The sequence below is a fragment of the Kitasatospora sp. NPDC023118 genome, from assembly GCF_055560875.1.
The window spans coordinates 54751-73066 of record NZ_JBVHHW010000028.1 but is presented as its reverse complement, the minus strand read 5'-3'; the positions used below and the strand labels follow the sequence as shown (position 1 = coordinate 73066).

Genomic DNA, 18316 nt, shown 5'->3' with positions numbered 1-18316 from the left:
GCACGGGGGTTGGCAGGACAGCGTGACCGAGGCGAACGAGTGCGACATACTCACCGAACTGGCCGAGGCCTACCTCGCCCTGCTCGCCGACGTCCCCCGCACCGGGCGCCTGCTGCGCCGGGAGGAGCTGGAGGGCCTGCGCCGGCTCGGTGAGCAGTGCGCCGAGGCCGGTTACGGGCTGCGCGAGGTGGTCGCCCAGTGCCTGGCGACCGCCCGGCGGGCCTGGCAGACGCTGCCCGGCACGACGGCCGCGAGCAGCTTCGGCGAGCTGCGCCGGGTGGGCGACGCCGTGCTGGCCGTCACCGACGCCGCACTGGCCGCGCTCGGTGAGGGGCACGAGCGGGCACAGCGCCTGGCGGTCCGTCACGAGGAGGCGGCCAGACGGGAGTTCATCGACGACCTGCTGTTCGGCCGCAGCGACCTCGGCCTGCTGGCGGAGCGCGCGGAGCGGTTCGGGCTGCGGCTGGCGGGCGCCTACACGGTGGCGGTCGCGGTCGGCGACGAGCCGTTCGCGGACGTCCATCCGCTGGTGCACCGGGTGGAGCGGGAGCTCGCCGGGCGGTTCGGCGAGCGGGACGTGCTGCTGGCCAGCAAGGACGGCCGGCTGGTGTGCATCGCCCCGGACTCCGAGCGGGCCGTGCTGGAGGCCTTCGCCGACCTGACGCTGCGCCCGGGCCCCGGCTACCGCCCGGTGCTGCGGGTGGCGACCGGCCGCCGGCACTCGGGCGCGAGCGGGGTCCTGCGCAGCTACGAGGAGGCCCTGGACGCGCTGGACTACGCGCAGCGCCTCGGCCTGCCGGCCCAGCAGCTGAAGGCCGAGGAGCTGCTGGTCTTCCCGGTGCTGATGCGCGACCGGGCGGCGATGGCCGACCTGGTGCGCAGCGTGCTCGGCCCGCTGACCGAGGCACGCGGCGGCGCCCGTCCGCTGCTGGACACCATCGCGGTACAGGCGGAGGCGGCGTACGTGAACGCGGAGGCGGCGCGCCGGCTGGGACTGAGCGTGCGCACGCTGAGCTACCGGCTGGAGCGGATCAAGGCGCTCACGGGGTACGACCCCGCCGACGCGTTGCAGCGCTTCACCCTGGAGACGGCGGCGATGGGCGCACGGCTGCTGAACTGGCCGGAGCAGCCACTCTAGGACCCGGCCGCAAACCCCGGATGACCTGCTCGGAGCCGTCCCGTTGCCCGGTTGTCGCGATGTCACCGGGAGCGCGCGTACCAGGGTGTCAAAGGGCCGTAAAGATTGCCGGATCCTGGCAATGTGCGGACGCCGCTCCCGCTGCCATGATCTCTCCGGCGCCGAAGCGCGGCGCCGGGGGAAAGACGGGGGAGCGTGGCCGGGGTGGGGGGATTCTTCGCGGCCGCGCTGGCCTTTCCGACGGCGCTGTTCAGCTTCGCGCTCGTGGTGGTCGTCGGGTACTGGCTGCTGATGCTGTTCGGCGGCCTGGTGCCCGGCGCCCTGCACGGGGGGCACGGCACCGGGCACCACCTGGGTGCCGGGCACGCCGGGCATGCGGGCCAGGTGGGTCACGTCGGACACGGTGTCGGGGGACACGGTGTCGGGGGGAGCGTGGCCCACGGGGCGCCCGGCGGGGGGATCGCCCACGGCGCGCACGGTGCCAACGGTGCGCACGGTGGTGACGGTGGCGCCCATGGGAAGAAGGGCGCCGGCCACCACGCGGGCGTGCTGGACGCGCTGGGGCTGGGCGGGGTGCCCGCGACGGTGGCGGTGTCGCTGCTGGTCGCGCTCGCCTGGTTCGTCAGTCTGGCCGGCACCGTCCTCACCTCGGGGGCACCGGCGCGCGGCGGCGCGTTCGCCGTCGCGCTGGTCGCCTCCTGGGCGGGCACCCGGGTGCTCGTCCGGCCGCTGCGGCGGCTGTTCCCCGAGGACCGGCCGATCACCCGGGGGGACTTCGTCGGCCGGGTCTGCGTGATCCGCACCGGCCGGGTGACCGCCGACTTCGGGCAGGCCGAGGTCACCGCCGAGGACGGCTCCACCGCGACCGTCCAGGTCCGCGTGCTCGCCGCCGAGCCCGGTCTGACGGCCGGCCGCACCGCCCTGATCTTCGACTACGACGCGGACGGCGAGCACTTCCTGGTGGCGCCCTTCGACCCGTCGCCGCCGGACGCCTGACCATTTCCTGACGCATCGTCACCCCGCCGTCTTCTCCATCTACTTCGCACCACCGTCTCGTCAAAGGACACCCTGATGGACACCATCGCCGTGGGTTTCGGCGTACTCGTCGCCGTCGTGCTGCTCATCCTGTTCGCCCTGCTGCTGTTCGTGGGCCGCCTGTTCCAGAAGGTCGAGCAGGGCAAGGCACTGATCGTCTCCCGGACGAAGAAGGTGGACGTCACTTTCACCGGCACGATCGTCCTGCCGATCCTGCACAAGGCCGAGTTGATGGACATCACCGCGAAGACGGTGGAGATCCACCGGGCCGGCCGGGACGGGCTGATCTGCCGGGACAACATCCGGGCGGACATCCGGATCTCCTTCTTCGTCCGGGTGAACAAGACCGTCGAGGACGTCATCAAGGTGGCGCAGTCGATCGGCACCGCCCGGGCCAGCGACCCGCAGGCGATCCAGGACTTCTTCGCCGCCAAGTTCGCCGAGGCGCTCAAGACCGTCGGCAAGCAGCTGGACTTCACCGACCTGTACACCCACCGGCACGAGTTCCGGGACCAGATCATCGCGGTCATCGGCACCGACCTCAACGGCTACACCCTTGAGGACGCGGCCATCGACCACCTGGAACAGACCCCGATGAGCCAGCTGGACGGCGACAACATCCTGGACGCCCAGGGCATCCGCAAGATCACCGAGCTGACCGCGATCGAGCACGTGCGCACCAACGAGTACCAGCGCACCGAGGAGAAGGAGATCACCCGGCAGAACGTGGACGCCCGGGAGACCGTCCTGGAGCTCGAACGCCGCCAGGCCGACGCCGAGATCCGCCAGCGCCGCGAGATCGAGACCCTGCGGGCCAAGGAGGACGCGGTGATCGCCCGGGTGCAGGAGGAGGAGCGGCTCAACGCCCAGACCGCCTTCCTGCGCACCGAGGAACTGCTCGGGGTGCAGCGGGAGAACCAGGCCCGCGAGGTCGCGGTGGCGCAGAAGAACCGCGAACGCGTGATCGCGGTGGAGAACGAGCGGATCGAGAAGGACCGCCTGCTGGAGGTGGTCGGCCGCGAACGGGAGACCGAACTGGCCGTGATGGCCAAGGAGAAGGAGGTCGAGTCCCGCCGGCGGGAGGTCGCCGACGTGGTCCGCGAGCGGGTCGCGGTCGAGCGCACCGTCGCCGAGCAGGAGGAGGCCGTCAAGACGCTGCGCGCCACCGAGGAGGCCGAGCGGGTGCGCAAGGCGGTGGTCATCCAGGCCGAGGCCGAGGCGCAGGAGAAGCTCGTCAAGGACATCAAGGCCGCCGAGGCCGCCGAGCAGGCCGCCTCGCACAAGGCCCGCGAGGCGCTGGTGCTGGCCGAGGCCCGGCAGCAGGCCGCCGAGCTGGACGCGGCCGCCAAGGTCAAGCTGGCCGAGGGCATCCGGGCGGAGGCCGCCGCCGAGGGGCTGGCCCGGGTGCAGGTGCGCGAGCAGGAGGCCGCGGCGGTGGAGAAGGTCGGCCGCGCCGAGGCCGCCGTGCAGGCCGAGAAGGCGAAGGCGGCCGCGCTGGAGGTCGGCGCCAAGCTGAAGGCCGAGGCCGAGGGCCTGACCGAGAAGGCCGCGGCGATGGCCAAGCTGGACGAGGCCTCGCGCGAACACGAGGAGTACCGGCTGCGGCTGGCCGCCGAGAAGGACGTCCGACTGGCCGGGCTGGACACGCAGCGGCAGATCGCCGAGGCGCAGGCCGCGCTGGTCGCCGCCGGGCTGGAGAAGGCGAAGATCGACATCGTCGGCGGGGACTCGGTCTTCTTCGACAAGCTGGTGCAGTCGGTGACGGCCGGCAAGAGCGTGGACGCCTTCGTCGGCCACTCGGAGACCGCCCAGGCCCTGGCCGGGCCCTGGCTGGACGGGCGGGCCAGCTTCACCGAGGACCTCACCCGGATGCTCTCCTCGGTGTCCACGGCGGACGTGCAGAACCTGACGGTCTCCGCGCTGCTGCTGCGGATGATCGGCACCGGCGGTGGCGAGCAGGCCGGGCAGCTGCGGCAACTGCTCGACTCGGCGAAGAAGTTGGGCATCGCGGAGACGCCGATCGGGGCGCTGGCCACCGCGAACGGCAGCAAGTAGCAACCCGCCGAGCACCTGAGGAACTGACCGTGGACGCCCTCGACGACACCCGGCTCGACGCCGGCACCTACGAGGTCCTGCGCGACCGGCTCGCCCGGTCAGCCACCGAACTCGCCGACCGCGCACAGGCGTTGAACGCCCGCCGGATCGCCGAGTTCGGCGGCGGGGAGCTGCGGCTCACCGGCACCGGGCGGCTGACCACCGCCCGGGCCTGCCTGCCGCAGGACCTCACCGCCGCCGGCGGACTGCTGCTGCTCGGCACCCGGCCCGACGCCTCCGCCGAGGACACCGGGGACGTCCTCAGCCTCCACCGGCCCGCCGACCTCTCCCCCGCCCCCGCCGACGGCACCCTGCTGGACGACCCGCGGCTGCGCCAGGACCTCGCCGAGCTGCGCCGCTACTTCCGCGACGCCCGGCTGGAGCGGCTGCGCCCGGTCGGCGGCAAGCTGCTCGCCGTCTTCCGCACCGGCCCGGCCGCCGCCGACGTCCGCGTCCTGCGCTGGCTGCTCGACGACGAGCGGGCCGCCTACCGGGACGGGCGCGGCGAGCGCGACCACACCCCCGCCGACGGCCAGCAGCTGGAGTGGACGGCGCTGACCCGTGACGACCAGCTGCCCGCCGCCGCCGGCACCCCGCCGCGCGCCGACCTCGCCGGTCAGCTCCACCTCGGCGTGGACGGCGGCCGGTTGAGCCTGCTCACCCCCGACGGCCGGGAGCTGCACCACGAGCCGCTGGCCGAGGCCCTGCAGACCCTCGCCGACGCCCAGATCGCCCACGCCCGGCTCGGCACTCTGCTGCTGGTGCGGGTGCGCCCGTACCAGGAGGAGACCGTCCGGCACCTGGTGGTGCACCTGCCCACCGGGAAGGTCACCCGGATCGACGCGCTCGGCCGGGCCTGCCTGCGGCTGCCCGCCGACCAGGGCGTGGCCTTCCCGGCGGCTGCCACCTCGTCGACGGCACCGTGCGCACCTTCGACCAGCCGGTGGACGGCCTCGCGTACGAGCGCACCGTCCTGTCGCCCAACGGCGAGGACGTGCTGTACGAGTTCCGCTCCGCCGCCGACGGGCGCGCGCTGCTGCAGCCGTACAACAGCGTCCGCCAGGAGGCCGCCGCCCCGCTCGCCTGCCAGGGCTACGCCCTGCTCGCCGACGGCACCCTGATCGCCCTGCGCCCGGCCGAGGACGGACCCACCCGGCTGCACCCCGTCCAGCTCTGGCAGAGCCCGTTCACCAGCGAGCGCCACGCCGCCGAACAGCCGCCCGGCACCGGCCCGTTGGCCCGGATCGGCAACGCCGACCTGGTCCGCGGCCTGGCCGACTGCCTGGCCCTGGCCCGGCTGGCCGCCGCCGGGGCTGACACCCCGGCCGGCCACCAGGCCGTGCTGGCCGCCTGCACCCGCACGGCCGACCGGCACCACTGGCTCGGCCAGAGCGGCCTGGGCGACCTCGCCGCGCCGCTCGCCGAGATCCGCGACGCCGCCCGGCGGGTGGTCGCCGAGTACGAGGCGATCGCCCAGCTCACCGCGCACGCCGCCGGGCGGACCGAGGAGGCCGCCGAGCACGTCGAGGGCCTGTTGCGCACCGCGCGCGGCGAGACCCTCGCCGACGCCGCCGAGTGGGTCGACCGGCTGGCCGGGCTGCGCCGCGCCCAGGGCCTGGTCGAGGCGCTGCGCGAACTGCCGCGCTCGGACCGGGAACGGATCGACGCGCTCGCCGAACACCTCGCCCAGGGACTCGCCGAGGCCGCCGACCGGGCCGTCGTCCAGCTCGCCGAGCCCGCCGCCTTCGAACCGCACCGGCGGCGGGCCGACGAGCTGGCCGAGCGCTGCGCCGCCATCACCACCGCCGCCGAGGCAGAGCCCCTCGGTCGTGAGTTGGGCGCCCAGGGCGAGGCCCTGCAGACCGTCTCGGAGCTGATCGGCACCCTCGACCTGGCCGACGCCACCACCCGCACCGCGATCCTGGACCGGCTCGCCGACGTACTCGGGCTGCTCAACCGGGCCCGCAGCACGCTCACCGTCCGCCGCCGGGAGCTGCGCACCCGCGAGGCCGCCGCCGAGTTCGCCGCCGAGACCGCGCTGCTCGCCCAGGCCGCCACCGCCGCGCTCGCCGCCGCCGACACCCCGGAGGCCTGCGACGACCAGCTCGGCCGACTCCTGCTGCGGATCGAGCAGTTGGAGACCCGCTTCGCCGACGCCGACCCGGCGCTCGGCGAACAGCTCGCCGACCGGCGCACCGAGCTCCACGACGCCCTCACCGCCCGCCGCCAGCACCTGCTGGAGGAGCGGGCCCGCCGCGCCGACCGGCTGTCCGCCTCCGCCGACCGCATCCTCGACACCCTGCACCGGCGGCTGGCCGCCCTCGGCACCACCTCCGAGATCGACGCCGCCCTGGCCGCCGACCCCAGCGCCGTCAAACTCCGCGACCTCGCCCGGCAGTTGACCGAACTCGGCGACCGGGTCCGCGCCGAGGAGCTGACCGGACGGCTGCGCGCCGCCCGCGGCCGCGCCCACCGGGCGCTGCGCGACCGGGCCGAACTCGCCGGGGACGGCCCCGGCACCCTGCGGCTGGGCCGCCACCTGTTCGCGGTCACCACCCAGCGGCCCGAACTCACCCTGCTGCCCTGGCGCGGCCGCCCCGCCTTCACCCTCACCGGCACCGACTACCGCTCCCCCGTCACCGACCCGGCCTTCGCCGCCACCGAGCGCTACTGGGACCGCCCACTTCCCTCGGAGACCCCGGCGCTCTACCGCGCCGAGTACCTGGCCGCCAGCCTGCTGCTGGCCGCCCAACCAGGGACGCTGTCGGGCACCCTCACGCCCGACGCGAACCTGCTGGAGCACGTCCGACGGGCCACCGAGCAGCGCCCGGACGAGGGCTACCAGCGCGGGGTGCACGACCACGACGCGGCGCTGGTGCTCCGCGCCCTGCTCGAACTCGGCGCCGAGGCCGGCCTGTTGCGACACCCGGCGGACGCCCGGGCGGCGGCCCAGCTGTACTGGGCGCACGGCACGGACGAGCGGCAGCGGCTGGCCTGGCACACCCGGGCCCGCTCGCTCGGCCTCGCCCGGCAGGCCTACGGGCCGGTACCGGCCCTGGACGCGCTGGCCGCCGAACTGTCGGACGCCGTCGCGGAGTTCACGCCGGGCACACTCGACGCCGGGGACTACCTGGTGGCCGAACTCGCCGCCGCCACACCGACCTTCGCGTACTCGGCGGGGGCGGCCGCGCTGCTGGAGAAGTTCCACGCCGCGCCCGAGTCCGCCGGGCTGACGGAGGCGCTGGCCGCACTGCCGGAGGATGCTGACCTGCTCCCCGCGCGGCGTCAACTGGCCGCCGCCTGGCTGGAGTCGGCCGCCGCAGACGCCGACCCGGGCGACCGCGTCGAGGCCGCCGCCGTGCTGCTGTGCCCCTCGTTGCCGCGCCGCCCCGCCGAGGGCGCCGTCGCCACCCGGCTGACCGGACTGCTCGGCGACCACCCGCGCGTCCGCGGCGGTCGCCTGGACCTCCGTCTGGACGAACTGCTCGCCCGCGTCCGCGAGTTCGAGAATGTCGAGATCCCCGGCTACCGCGCCTACCAGCGGCTGCGCGGCGAACTGCTGGCCGCCGAGCACGCCCGGCTGCGGCTCGACCAGTACCGGCCCGCACCGCTCAACGGCTTCGTCCGCAACCGGCTGATCGACCAGGTGTACCTGCCGCTGGTCGGCGACAACCTCGCCAAGCAGCTCGGCACCGCGGACTCCGGCGGGCCGGTGGACCGCAGCGGCCTGCTGCTGCTGGTCTCACCGCCCGGCTACGGCAAGACCACCCTGGTCGAGTACCTCGCCGAGCGGCTCGGCCTGCTGCTGGTCTCGGTCAGCGGCCCGGCGCTCGGTCACCACGTCACCTCGCTGGACCCGGCCGAGGCCCCGGACGCCACCGCCCGGCGCGAGCTGGAGAAGCTCAACTTCGCCCTGCACGCGGGCGACAACGTGCTGCTCTACCTGGACGACGTCCAGCACACCTCGCCCGGGTTCCTGCAGCGGTTCATCCCACTGTGCGACGCCCAGCGCCGGCTTGACGGCGTCTGGGACGGCGAGGCCCGCGAGTGGGACCTGCGCGGCAAGCGCTTCGCCGTGGTGATGGCCGCCAACCCGTACACCGAGTCCGGCCGGCTCTTCCGGCTGCCCGACATGCTCGCCAACCGCGCCGACGTGTGGAACCTCGGCGACGCCGTCGCCGGGCGCGAGGACCTCTTCGCGCTCAGCTTCGTCGAGAACGCCCTGCCCGCCAGCCCGCACCTGGCCCCGCTCGCCCATGCCGAGCGGGAGGACCTGGACACCCTGCTCGCGCGGGCCTCGGGCACCCCGGGCGGGCAGCTCGCGGGCGCCTGGCCGGCCGCCGAGGTCGAACGGATGACCGCCGTCCTGGCCGGGCTGCTCCACCTGCGCACCACCGTCCTGGCCGTCAACCGCGCCTACCAGGCCTGCGCCGCCCAGGACGACCGCGCCCGCACCGAGCCGCCCTTCCTGCTCCAGGGCTCCTACCGCAACATGGCCAAGCTCGCCCAGCGCCTCGACCCGGCGCTCACCCGCCCCGAGCTCGACGCCCTGCTCACCGACCACTACCGCGCCGAGGCCCAGCCACTGGGCGCCGACGCCGAGGCGCAGTTGCTGAAGCTGGCCGAGCTGCGGGGCACCCTGACGCCGGAGCAGGCCGAGCGCTGGGCGGAGCTGAAGCGCGCCTGGCGGGCCACGGGCCGGGCCGAACGTCCTTGACCTCAACCGCACTTCAGGTCCTACGGTCGGCCGCATGACCTTCACCGAACGAGAGCGCGAGTACCTCGTCGCCCAGCCGCTGGCCCGCCTGGCCACCATCGGCCCCGAGGGCGGCCCCCACGTCCGCCCGGTGGGCTTCCGGCTCAACGCCGACGGCACCGTCGACATCGGCGGCCCGGACAACGCCCGCAGCCGCAAGTACCTCAACGCCCAGGCCCGTCCCGACGTCTCCGTGCTGGTGGACGACCTGGCCCCCGCCGACGACCCGGTGGCCGCCGGCTGGGGCCGCGGCATCGAGATCAGGGGCCGTGCGGAGCTCCTGACCGTCGACGTGCCGCCGGTGCGACCGGACGCGTTCAGCAAGGACGTCATCCGGGTGCACCCCCGCCGGGTCATCACCTGGAACCTGGCCGCACGGGGGACCACCGCCCGCGACGTCGGGTGACTCCCGCCCACCGGCCCCGGGGGTGTAACTGGCTACATCCCCCCGGAAATGGACCCCTGGTCAGTGAGCCATCCCCGTCCGGCGCGATGGGATGTGATCACGAACGCCACGGACGCCGTCTCCAGGTTCGGCGAGGCGATGGGCCTGATCATCCCCTGGCTCAAGGACACCGTGGTCGGACAGTCCGACGACCGCACCTTCTCTCCCGGCGGCGCAGTCCCCGTGGCGCCACCGGGAACATCCGCGGACCCGCCGCTAGCGTGTCCGCATGGGCGCTCAGGAACTCGATCTCGCCGGGCTGCGCCGGGTGTACGGGCGGGCCGGGAGCCGGTGGTTCTACACCCGGGTGGCCCGCAACGCCCGGCACTGGGGGTGGACGGAGCCGGGCCAGTCGAAGTGGCGGTTGTGGCGGGCGCAGCGGCAGCTGGAGGACGTGCTCGGACGCAAGCTGGCGCTGCCGCCCGGCGCCCGGGTGCTGGACGCCGGCTGCGGGGCGGGCGTGGTGGCGCGGGCGATGGCGGCCCGGTTCGGGTTGCGGGTCGCCGGCGTCGACGTGCTGGACTTCCACCTCGCCGAGGCCCGCCGACTCAGCGCCCGCGCCGCGCTGGCCGACCGGACCGCGTTCTCCTGGGGCGACTTCCATCACCTGCCGTTCGCCGACGGCGAGTTCGACGGCGCCTACTCGATGGAGACGCTGGTCCACTCCTACGATCCGCCGCGCGCGCTGGCCGAGCTCCACCGGGTGCTGCGCCCCGGCGGTCGGCTGGTCCTGCTCGGCCCGATGAGCACCGCCCCGCTGGACGAACTCCCGCCGCAGGCCCGGGCGTTGCTCGAACCGTACCTGGACGCGATGGTGATGACGGGCGCCCGGCTCTACCACGCCCGCAACCTGCCGCGACTGCTCGCCGAAGCCGGCTTCGAGGTCGAGGAGGCGCTGGACGCGACGGCGTACTACACGCCCACCACCGAGGCCGTGCACACGTACTTCCGGCTGCCCTGGGAGCTGCTGCGCCGCGTCGGCGACCCGGCGAAGTGGCTCAACCTCCGCTCCACGGTGGAGATGTACGGCGTGCGCGAGTACGTCGCCTGGTACGTTCACACCGCCGTCAAGCCACCGAGGTGACCTCCGCCCCGGACGAGCGCTCCGCCCCGCTGTTCCGGCGCTGGGCGCGGCAGTTCTATCCCGAGGGCTCCCAGGTCGCCGACGGCTCCCAGATCGTCGGCGGCTCCGGGGTCGGCATCGTCGCCGAGGCAGTCGGCGCAGCCGAGGCCATCGACGCCACCGAGGCGGCTACCGACTCGGCCAGCGACTCCCAGACCGGGTCCGGCAGCCCGGGCACCGCCCGTCCCTCCGACCGCCACAACCGGGCCAGCTCGGCATAGATGGGCTCCTCCGGGTCGGGTTCCGGAGGGTGCCCTGCCTCATGCAGGATCGTTTCTTCGGTCGGCCAACGCCATGCAGCCGACGCCACCCCAAAACTACTCACATCCACCCAACGCGCCCCACGCGCACCAGGTCACGGTCACGTCAACCGGACAGCCCGCGCGCACCCCGCGCGGGCCCCCGACTCACCGGCGCGCGCCCCCGCCGTCGGCCCTCCACCACTGGTCCCCACCACTGGCCTCCACCACTGGCCTCCACCACTGGCCCAGCGCCGCCGCCCCGGCCGGCCTACCGCCGCCGCCCCGCCGCCAGCAGCTCCGCCACCGTGGCCAGCTTCACCCGCGGCCGCCCCTGTGCCTCGCCCCGCTCGCGCTCCGCCCGCTCGACCGCGCGCAGCTCCCGCAGCCCGACCGCGTCCGGCCGGCGCCGCCGCACCAGCCGTCCGAACTCCTGGTGCCCGGCCGCCGGTGCGGGCAGCGCCCGGGCCACCGCGTCGTCCAGCAGCGCGTCCACCGTCTCCCGCGCGCAGGCCCGGTTGGCGCCGATCCCGCCGGACGGCCCGCGCTTGGCCCAGCCCACCACGTACGCCCCGGGCAACGCCCGCCCGGTGGCCGGGTCGACGACCCGCCCGCCGCGCTGGGCGACCGTCCCGGTCCGCTCGTCGAAGGGCAGCCCCGGCACCGGCACGCCCCGGTGTCCGATGGAGCGCACCACCAGAGCGGCCCGCAGGGTGTCGCGTTCCCCGGTGGCCTCGGCCTGCCCCGCCGCCGTCATCCTCGTCCGCTCGACGGTCACCGACTCGACCCGACCGTCCCCGCCCAGCCGGACCGGCGCGGACAGGAAGCGCAGCACGATCCGCCGCCCCGGCCCCGGCTCCGCGCCCCCGTCGTACGGCACCAGCGGCAGGCCGACGAGCTGCCCGGCCCGCGAGTCCGGCGCCGCCGCCTCGATCGCCGCCCGCACCTGCGGGTGGTCCTCGACCACCAGCTCGACGCCCGGCAGCCGGCGCAGCGCCAGGAACTCCGGCCTCGTCCAGGCCGCCTGTTCGGGCCCGCGCCGGGCCAGCAGCACGACCTCCCGCACCCGGCTGCGGCGCAGCGCGGCCAGCGCGTGGTCGGCGATGTCGGTGGCGGCGAGCCGGTCGGGGTCGGTGAGCAGGATCCGGGCGATGTCCACCGCGACGTTGCCGTTGCCGACCACGACCACGCGCTCGGCGGACAGTTCCACCGCGTCGGCCGGCACCGTCGGGTCGGCGTTGTACCAGCCGACGAAGGCGGTCGCGGGCAGGCTGCCCGGCAGGTCCTCGCCGGGTATGCCGAGCCGGCGGTCGGAGGCCGCGCCGACCGCGTACACCACCGCGTGGTGGTGCGCGGCCAGTTCCTCGTGGGTGACGTCGGTGCCGACCTCCAGGTTGAGGTGCATCCGCAGCCGCGGGTCGTGGAAGACGCTCGCGAAGCTCTCCGCGATCCGCTTGGTGGACTGGTGGTCGGGGGCGACGCCGTGTCGCAGCAGGCCGCCGGTGACCGGCAGCCGGTCGATCATGGTGAGCTCGGCGCTGGTGCAGCGCAGCAGCTCCTGCGCGGTGTACCCGGCGGAGGGCCCGGTGCCGACCACGGCGATCCGCAGCGTGCCGACCCCGCCGGGCAGGCTGCGCGGGAAGCTGGGCGCGCCCCAGGCGTGGTCGTTGGGGTGGTCGCGGAACCAGTCCCGGTTGAGGTCGCCGAACACGGTGTCCGGCCCGCGCAGCCGGTCGACCGGGAACACCGCGTCCACCGGGCAGGCGTCCGCGCAGGCGCCGCAGTCGATGCACGCCTGCGGGTCGATGTAGAGCATGTCGGTGGTGCCGAACTCCGGCTCGTCCGGGGTCGGGTGGATGCAGTTGACCGGGCAGACGGACACGCACGAGGCGTCGTTGCAGCAGGTCTGGGTGATCGCGTAGGCCATGGCCGGAGTGGGTCCCTCGCTGTGTCTGATGTGCCGGTGCCTGGTGATGTGCGGCCGACCGGCCGTCAGAGCATGTGCACGCGGCGGTAGACGGCCGCCGATCGGCTGGTGAGCAGCCCGGCCTCGGCGAGGAAGGCCATCAGGTGCCGGGAGCTGTTGCGCATCATCGCCTTGCGGTGCTCGTTGCCCTTCACCTCGTCGAGCGCCCGCGCGACGTCCAGCCCGGCGGCCTTGTACACGCCCGGGTGGACCATGCTGGTGACGATGACGTACGCGCCGACGGCGATGCCGGTGGCCGAGGCGCGGCGGCGGGCCGGGCTCGCGTGACGCATCCGCTCGCGGATCTCCTGCCGGGCGAACTTCATGTGCCGCGACTCCTCGACCACATGGATCCGGGAGGTGCCGCGGACGATCTCCAGGACGTTCTCGCCGCGCATCCAGTCGCGCTGCATGACGTCCAGCACCTCTTCGGCCACCAGGATTCCGCCGTAGGCGAGTTCACCCTTGGCGAGCGCCTTGAACGCGCGCCCGGCCTGGGCGATCACCTTGTTCGGCCGGTAGGCGGGGACGCCCATCTTCTCGCAGGCGCGGGCGAACATGATCGAGTGGCGGCACTCGTCGGCGATCTCGGTGAGCGCGAACTGGAACTCGGCGCTGGCGGGGTTCTTGAGGTACTGGTCGCGCAGCACCATCTGCTGGAGGATCATCTCGAACCAGATGCCGGTGTTCATGATCGAGCAGACTTCGTGCCGGGTGAGCGTGACCCGCTGCCGCTCGGTCATCTCGTCCCACAGCCGGGTGCCGTAGAGCGTGCTCCACTCCGGGTTGAGGCCGTAGTGCTCCTCCGGGAGGGGCGCGTCCCAGTCGATCTCGGTCGAGGGGTCGAAGGAGAGGGTGGCGGCCGACTTCAACAGCCGCTTCGACACGTCGTCGTCGGCCGCGGTGTGGCCGTGCTCCGCCTGCCGGGTGAGAGCCATGACTACCTCCAGGTGCCTGCCGCCGCGGGTTCCCGCACACCCGCCTATTAGACGGACAGTACAATAAGAGCCCGCCGCCGAGAACCCCCTGCGCGAACCCGAACTGATGACCCGCTGACCCGCGAGGGCGACCGGTTCATCACCTGGCTCGACACCGTGAGCTGAGGCCTGGGGGTGTGCCGCGCAGGAGGTCGACCCAACCGCCTTCCTGCGCGAGGCGCCATCGATCCCCCCTCCCCCAACACCTGCCGGGCCCGCTCAGCCAGGTACCGCCGTTCCGGGGCGCGGCCGCTGCGCCCCGCTCTCCCCCCGGGGAGCGACAGGCTGCCGCCTGCGGTCCTCAACGTCTGCGCCGGTCCTCGGCGTCGAAGGCGGCGAGGGCGCCCGCCCCGGGCTCCAGGGCGCGGCGCAGCGCCGTGCGGACGGGCGCCTCCAAGCCCCCCAGGGCTTCGGAGAGTTCATCCACGATGTCGCCCGCGATCTCGGCCGCCACCGCGTCGACGGGCGTGCGCGGGCCGAGTTTGCTGACGGCGGCGGCCGCGCGGGTGGGGGTGAGCAGGGCTGAGGCCTGGACCAGGAGCCAGCCGGGGACGCCGGCGGCACCCTCCGGCGGGGGGAGGTAGGGGCGGGCGCCGTCGTAGCGGTCGTCCTCGGCGAAGGCCTTCTGCTTGACCTTGAGCACCGGGCGGGCGGGGCCCTCCTCGGGCCACTCGCCGGCGGGCTTGAGGACGTAGCCCTCGGCGAGGTTGTCGGCGAGTTCGGGCAGGCCGAGCAGGGCCGGGACGCGGCTGGGGAAGGTGACCGGCAGCTCCTGAAGGGCGTTCAGCGGGCCGTGGCCGAGCAGGGGGACACAGGTGAGGCCGGCGTCGGCGGAAACGGTGCGCAGCTCGCGGTCGGAGAGCCACCGCAGGCCCTCGGCGGTCTCCACCGTGGCGTCGAAGGGCAGCCAGCGCAGGCCGGGCGCGTACCAGACGCCGGTCTGGACGGGCTCGACGCCGGCGACGGCGGGCACGTCGGGGTGCGGGTAGCGGCCGCCGGCGAGTTCGCCGTAGAGGGTGACGGTCGCGGCGGCCCCCCGGGTGGCGCGGATCGCCGCCGCGAAGCGCCCGGCGGCCACCGAGAGTCGCGGCCAGATCCGGCTCACGCCGAAGAAGGCGTCGAGCTCCTCGTCGCCCAGCAGGTCGCGCCGTTTGGCCGCCCGCACCGAGCCGCCCTCGCACACCACGGCGAAGTGCGCGCCGTGCACCTTCTCCGCCGCGATCCACTCCCGGCCGCCGGGCGCGCCGGAGCGGCCCCGCGCGGGGATCTTCGGGTAGGGCCGCAGCTCGGGCCGCTCGAACGACGTCTCGGACACGAACAGATCCTCGCCGGGGAGCCCGCCCACTGGCAACGGGGATTCACCGCCGGGCTGCCGTACGGGCCTTCACCGCCCGGCAGCCGTACGGGCCTTTGCCGCCCGGCACCCGTACGGGCCTTCGCCGCTCACCGGCCTCAGCCGTGCGCCGCCCACAGCCGGGCCAGGTGCGCGTGCAGGAGCCGCTCCGCCTCCTCCGCCGTGCGGTGGCCGATCAGCACGTGCGCGGTGAGCCCGTCGGCGAGGGCCAGGAGGGTACGGGCCTCGCCCTGCGCGTCCAGGCTGCCGGAGGCCTCGGCGACCAGTCGGGTCAGCAGGCCCTCCAGGTCGGTGTAGCTGGTCCGCAGGCTCGCCGCCAGGCCGGGGTTGACGGCGGCGGCGGCGAGGAAGGCGAGCCAGATCCGCGCCTCGGCGCGGTGTTCCTCCCGCAGCAGGGCGACCTCGCCGACCACGTGCCCCACGGCGCTGGCCGCCGACTGGGCCGGGGCGGAGCGCAGCCGGGCGTGGGCCCGCCCGGTGACCTGCTCGCCGATGTGGGCGAGGGCGAAGCGGAGCATCTCGTCCTTGGTGCGGAAGCAGCGCTGGACGGCGCCCATCGAGACCTCGGCCCGGGTGGCGACGTCCCGCAGGGTGACGCCCTCCAGTCCCTGGGCGTCGATCAGCGCGCACACCGCCTCGGCGATCCGGCGGCGCCGTTCCTCGTGGTCGACCTGTTTCGGCATTCGGGGACCCCCTTCGATCCGATGCAAGCGTATCGGCCGCCGGCGGAAGGCGAAGATCGCGCCGACCCGGTCCTTGTCCTCGACCACCGCCTCACCGCGTCTCCACGCCCCCGGCCCCCGCAGCCCGGCCCCCGGAGCCCGCCCCCGGGCGCGTTCTCTCAGGTCAAGGCCCGATACTGCTCCCATGGCACGGGCACAGCTGATCGATGACGACTCCGAACGCGGTTTCGGCTACCGTTGCGGACCGCAGTGACGATCGACCCCGCTCCCCCGCCCGAGCGCCCCAAGCCACACCCGGACCCGCACCCGCACCGCCTGGTCCGGCTTCGCCGTGCCGTCGCCGGGCTGCGCCCGCGGCTGGTGGTCGCCTTCGTCGCCGTCGCCGCCCTGGCCGCGCTGGCCACCGCCGTGCTCACCTACCGGGCCGCGACCACCTCCACGCTCGACCTGACCAAGGACACCACCCTCGACGAGCTGCGCCGCCGCATCGACATCCTGGCGCCGGCCCTGCCCTTCCCGCCGAACCAGAGCGAACTGGACCGCCTGGCGGGCCAGTTGTCCGGCACCGGCGGCTTCCGGGACTGGCGGGTGCTGGCCTCCTACGGCACCGAGCACTCCCAGTGGACCCAGCCGGTGGCCGTCCCGCCCACCCTGGAGGCCACCGTCGGCCGCGGCCACGCCGCGTTCCAGCGCTTCACCGCCCCCGACGACCACCCCTGGCTCGCCGTCGGCGTCCCCGTCACCTACGGCACCGCCGGCCCCTCCGGCCCGGCCGGCGCCCCCTCCGGGCTGACCGTCTACGCCGTACTGCCGCTCGACCGCGAGCAGAGCGCCGCCAACGCACTGCTCGCCGGCGCCGCCGGGGCCGGGGTGCTCGTCGCCGTGCTGGCCGCCGGACTGGCACTGCTGGCCGCCCGCCAGGTGCTGCGCCCGGTCCGGGCCCTGGGCGACGCCGCCCACGCCCTGGCCCAGGGCAAGCTGGACACCCGGCTGACCGTCACCGGCCACGACGAACTCGCGCAGCTCTCCAAGACCTTCAACCACACCGCCCGCACCCTCCAGGGCACCATCGAGGAACTGCGCGCCATCGAGTCCCAGGGCCGCCGGTTCGCCGCCGACGTCTCGCACGAGCTGCGCACCCCGCTGGCCGCGATGCTCGCCGTCACCGACATCCTCGACGAGGACGCCGAGCACCTCCCCGCCGACACCGCCACCGCCCTGCGCATGATCAGCAACGAGACCACGCGCCTCACCCGCCTGGTCAACGACCTGATCGAGATCTCCCGCCTGGACGCCGGGGCAGCACCGCTGCGCGCCGAGTCCATCGACGCCGCCATCGCCGTCCGCGAGACCCTCGACCTGCGCGGCTGGAACGACCAGGCCGAACTGGACCTGCCCGCCGCCCTGCCCGTCCGGCTCGACCCGCGCCGCTTCGACGTCATCGTCGCCAACCTGGTCGGCAACGCCCTGCGGCACGGCCGGCCGCCCGTCCGGGTCGCCCTGCACGGCTCGGACGACGACCTGGTGCTCACCGTCACGGACAGCGGGCCGGGCATCCCGCCCGCCGAACTCCCGCACCTCTTCGACCGGTTCTACAAGGCCGACAAGTCCCGGGCCCGCTCCGAGGGCAGCGGCCTGGGCCTGGCCATCGCCCAGGAGAACGCCCGGCTGCACGGCGGCCTCATCGAGGCCGCCAACTCGCCCGACAGCGGTGCGGTGTTCACCCTCGTCCTGCCCCGCGGCCTCGACACCGAGGAGGACCGGTGACCGTCCAAAGGCGTCTGCGCCCGCGCCCGCGTCTGCGTCTGCGTCTGCGTCTGCGTCCGCTCGGAGTCGCCGCAGCCCTGCTGCTGGCCTGCGGCTGCTCGATCTCCACCACCGGGCCGGTGCGCAGCGGGCAGCCGGCCACCGGCATCGAACCGGGCGTCCGGCTGTACTTCCTGGACCAGCACGGCATCAGCCTGGTCATCCGCCCCGCCACCCAGCGCGAGGACCTCCAGCAGACCCTGAACACCCTGGTCGCCGGGCCCGACCAGGCGGAGAAGCGCTCCGGCCTGTACAGCACCCTCCCGGCGAACGGTCGCATCGAGGCCACCGACACCCCCGGCACGGTCACCCTGCGCCTGTCCTGGTCCGCCTCCTCGCTGTCCGCCCCCGCCATCCAGCAACTCGTCTGCACCGCCGAGGACGCCCCGACCATGGGCCCGGTGCCGAAGATCGCGATCGTCAGCAGCGACGCCCCCTCCGCCATCCAGCAGGAGTGCGACCTGCACCGGGCCGGCTGAGCGCCGAGGCATCGAGGAACGGCGAGACCGAAAAGACGGGGGCACAAAAGAAGCGGCCGGTTTGACTCGAAAGTCAACCGGCCGCCCTCTGCGGTCAACCGACAAAATCCGTTGACCCGACCTGCAGTGACATCCGGTCGGCGAGGCGAACGTTCCCGCGACCGGGTCCTGGGGGCGGAGCCGTCGAGCGCCTGCTGCGCGGCCTGACGGACCATGACCTG

The 18316-nt window shown here is 74.6% G+C and carries 13 protein-coding genes and 1 pseudogene; 10 read left to right on the top strand and 4 right to left on the bottom strand.

Annotated elements, in window-relative coordinates; genetic code table 11:
- Positions 1-22: 22 nt before the first annotated feature.
- The 8 genes and pseudogenes from ACZ3UD_RS29775 to ACZ3UD_RS29740 all read left to right on the top strand — a co-directional run bounded on the left by ACZ3UD_RS29775 (position 23) and on the right by ACZ3UD_RS29740 (position 10812).
- Positions 23-1138 carry a PucR family transcriptional regulator gene (locus tag ACZ3UD_RS29775; RefSeq protein ID WP_465594400.1) on the top strand — a complete coding sequence of 372 codons (1116 nt, stop codon included), beginning with the start codon at positions 23-25 and terminating at the stop codon, positions 1136-1138.
- 204 nt (positions 1139-1342) lie between these two features.
- The gene (locus ACZ3UD_RS29770; protein ID WP_465594397.1) at positions 1343-2134 is read left to right on the top strand and encodes a hypothetical protein; all 792 of its coding nucleotides are present in this window, start codon (positions 1343-1345) and stop codon (positions 2132-2134) included.
- Between the two features lie 75 nt (positions 2135-2209).
- Entirely contained in the window at positions 2210-4228 is a 2019-nt protein-coding gene (locus ACZ3UD_RS29765; RefSeq protein ID WP_465594394.1) for a flotillin family protein, read from the top strand.
- Positions 4229-4257: 29 nt separating this feature from the next.
- Positions 4258-5585: pseudogene (locus ACZ3UD_RS29760) on the top strand (DNA repair ATPase); the annotation flags it as partial.
- A gap of 21 nt (positions 5586-5606) precedes the next feature.
- Complete coding sequence (locus ACZ3UD_RS29755) at positions 5607-8984, top strand: DUF7902 domain-containing protein (protein WP_465594468.1); 3378 nt, start codon at positions 5607-5609, stop codon at positions 8982-8984.
- 34 nt (positions 8985-9018) lie between these two features.
- On the top strand, positions 9019-9429 hold the full coding sequence (locus tag ACZ3UD_RS29750; RefSeq protein WP_465594391.1) for a PPOX class F420-dependent oxidoreductase: 411 nt from the start codon (positions 9019-9021) through the stop codon (positions 9427-9429).
- A gap of 268 nt (positions 9430-9697) precedes the next feature.
- Positions 9698-10552 carry a methyltransferase domain-containing protein gene (locus tag ACZ3UD_RS29745; protein ID WP_465594388.1) on the top strand — a complete coding sequence of 285 codons (855 nt, stop codon included), beginning with the start codon at positions 9698-9700 and terminating at the stop codon, positions 10550-10552.
- Positions 10549-10812 carry a hypothetical protein gene (locus tag ACZ3UD_RS29740; RefSeq protein ID WP_465594385.1) on the top strand — a complete coding sequence of 88 codons (264 nt, stop codon included), beginning with the start codon at positions 10549-10551 and terminating at the stop codon, positions 10810-10812. The genes ACZ3UD_RS29745 and ACZ3UD_RS29740 overlap by 4 nt, the downstream gene beginning before the upstream one ends.
- 289 nt (positions 10813-11101) lie before the next feature.
- Here the strand turns inward: ACZ3UD_RS29740 and ACZ3UD_RS29735 are convergent, their stop codons facing one another.
- The 4 genes from ACZ3UD_RS29735 to ACZ3UD_RS29720 all read right to left on the bottom strand — a co-directional run bounded on the left by ACZ3UD_RS29735 (position 11102) and on the right by ACZ3UD_RS29720 (position 15810).
- Positions 11102-12757, bottom strand: coding sequence for an FAD-dependent oxidoreductase (locus ACZ3UD_RS29735; protein ID WP_465594382.1), 1656 nt, complete (start codon positions 12755-12757; stop codon positions 11102-11104).
- A 65-nt stretch (positions 12758-12822) separates the two neighbouring features.
- Complete coding sequence (locus tag ACZ3UD_RS29730) at positions 12823-13734, bottom strand: AurF N-oxygenase family protein (RefSeq protein WP_465594379.1); 912 nt, start codon at positions 13732-13734, stop codon at positions 12823-12825.
- 340 nt (positions 13735-14074) lie between these two features.
- The gene (locus tag ACZ3UD_RS29725; RefSeq protein WP_465594376.1) at positions 14075-15088 is read right to left on the bottom strand and encodes an RNA ligase family protein; all 1014 of its coding nucleotides are present in this window, start codon (positions 15086-15088) and stop codon (positions 14075-14077) included.
- 137 nt (positions 15089-15225) lie between these two features.
- Positions 15226-15810: a TetR/AcrR family transcriptional regulator gene (locus tag ACZ3UD_RS29720; RefSeq protein ID WP_465594373.1), complete on the bottom strand. Its 585-nt coding sequence runs from the start codon at positions 15808-15810 to the stop codon at positions 15226-15228.
- Between the two features lie 249 nt (positions 15811-16059).
- Here ACZ3UD_RS29720 and ACZ3UD_RS29715 point away from each other — a divergent pair, with 249 nt between their 5' ends.
- Positions 16060-17577, top strand: coding sequence for a sensor histidine kinase (locus tag ACZ3UD_RS29715; RefSeq protein WP_465594370.1), 1518 nt, complete (start codon positions 16060-16062; stop codon positions 17575-17577).
- On the top strand, positions 17574-18095 hold the full coding sequence (locus ACZ3UD_RS29710) for a GerMN domain-containing protein (RefSeq protein ID WP_465594367.1): 522 nt from the start codon (positions 17574-17576) through the stop codon (positions 18093-18095). Before ACZ3UD_RS29715 ends, ACZ3UD_RS29710 begins: the two co-directional genes overlap by 4 nt.
- Positions 18096-18316: the final 221 nt, after the last annotated feature.

Excerpts from the sequence above, each read along its gene's own strand:
- ACZ3UD_RS29765 (WP_465594394.1), top strand. The coding sequence starts at position 2,210 with ATGGACACCATCGCCGTGGGTTTCGGCGTACTCGTCGCCGTCGTGCTG.
- ACZ3UD_RS29750 (WP_465594391.1), top strand. The coding sequence starts at position 9,019 with ATGACCTTCACCGAACGAGAGCGCGAGTACCTCGTCGCCCAGCCGCTG.
- ACZ3UD_RS29745 (WP_465594388.1), top strand. The coding sequence starts at position 9,698 with ATGGGCGCTCAGGAACTCGATCTCGCCGGGCTGCGCCGGGTGTACGGG.
- ACZ3UD_RS29735 (WP_465594382.1), bottom strand. The coding sequence starts at position 12,757 with ATGGCCTACGCGATCACCCAGACCTGCTGCAACGACGCCTCGTGCGTG.
- ACZ3UD_RS29730 (WP_465594379.1), bottom strand. The coding sequence starts at position 13,734 with ATGGCTCTCACCCGGCAGGCGGAGCACGGCCACACCGCGGCCGACGAC.
- ACZ3UD_RS29720 (WP_465594373.1), bottom strand. The coding sequence starts at position 15,810 with ATGCCGAAACAGGTCGACCACGAGGAACGGCGCCGCCGGATCGCCGAG.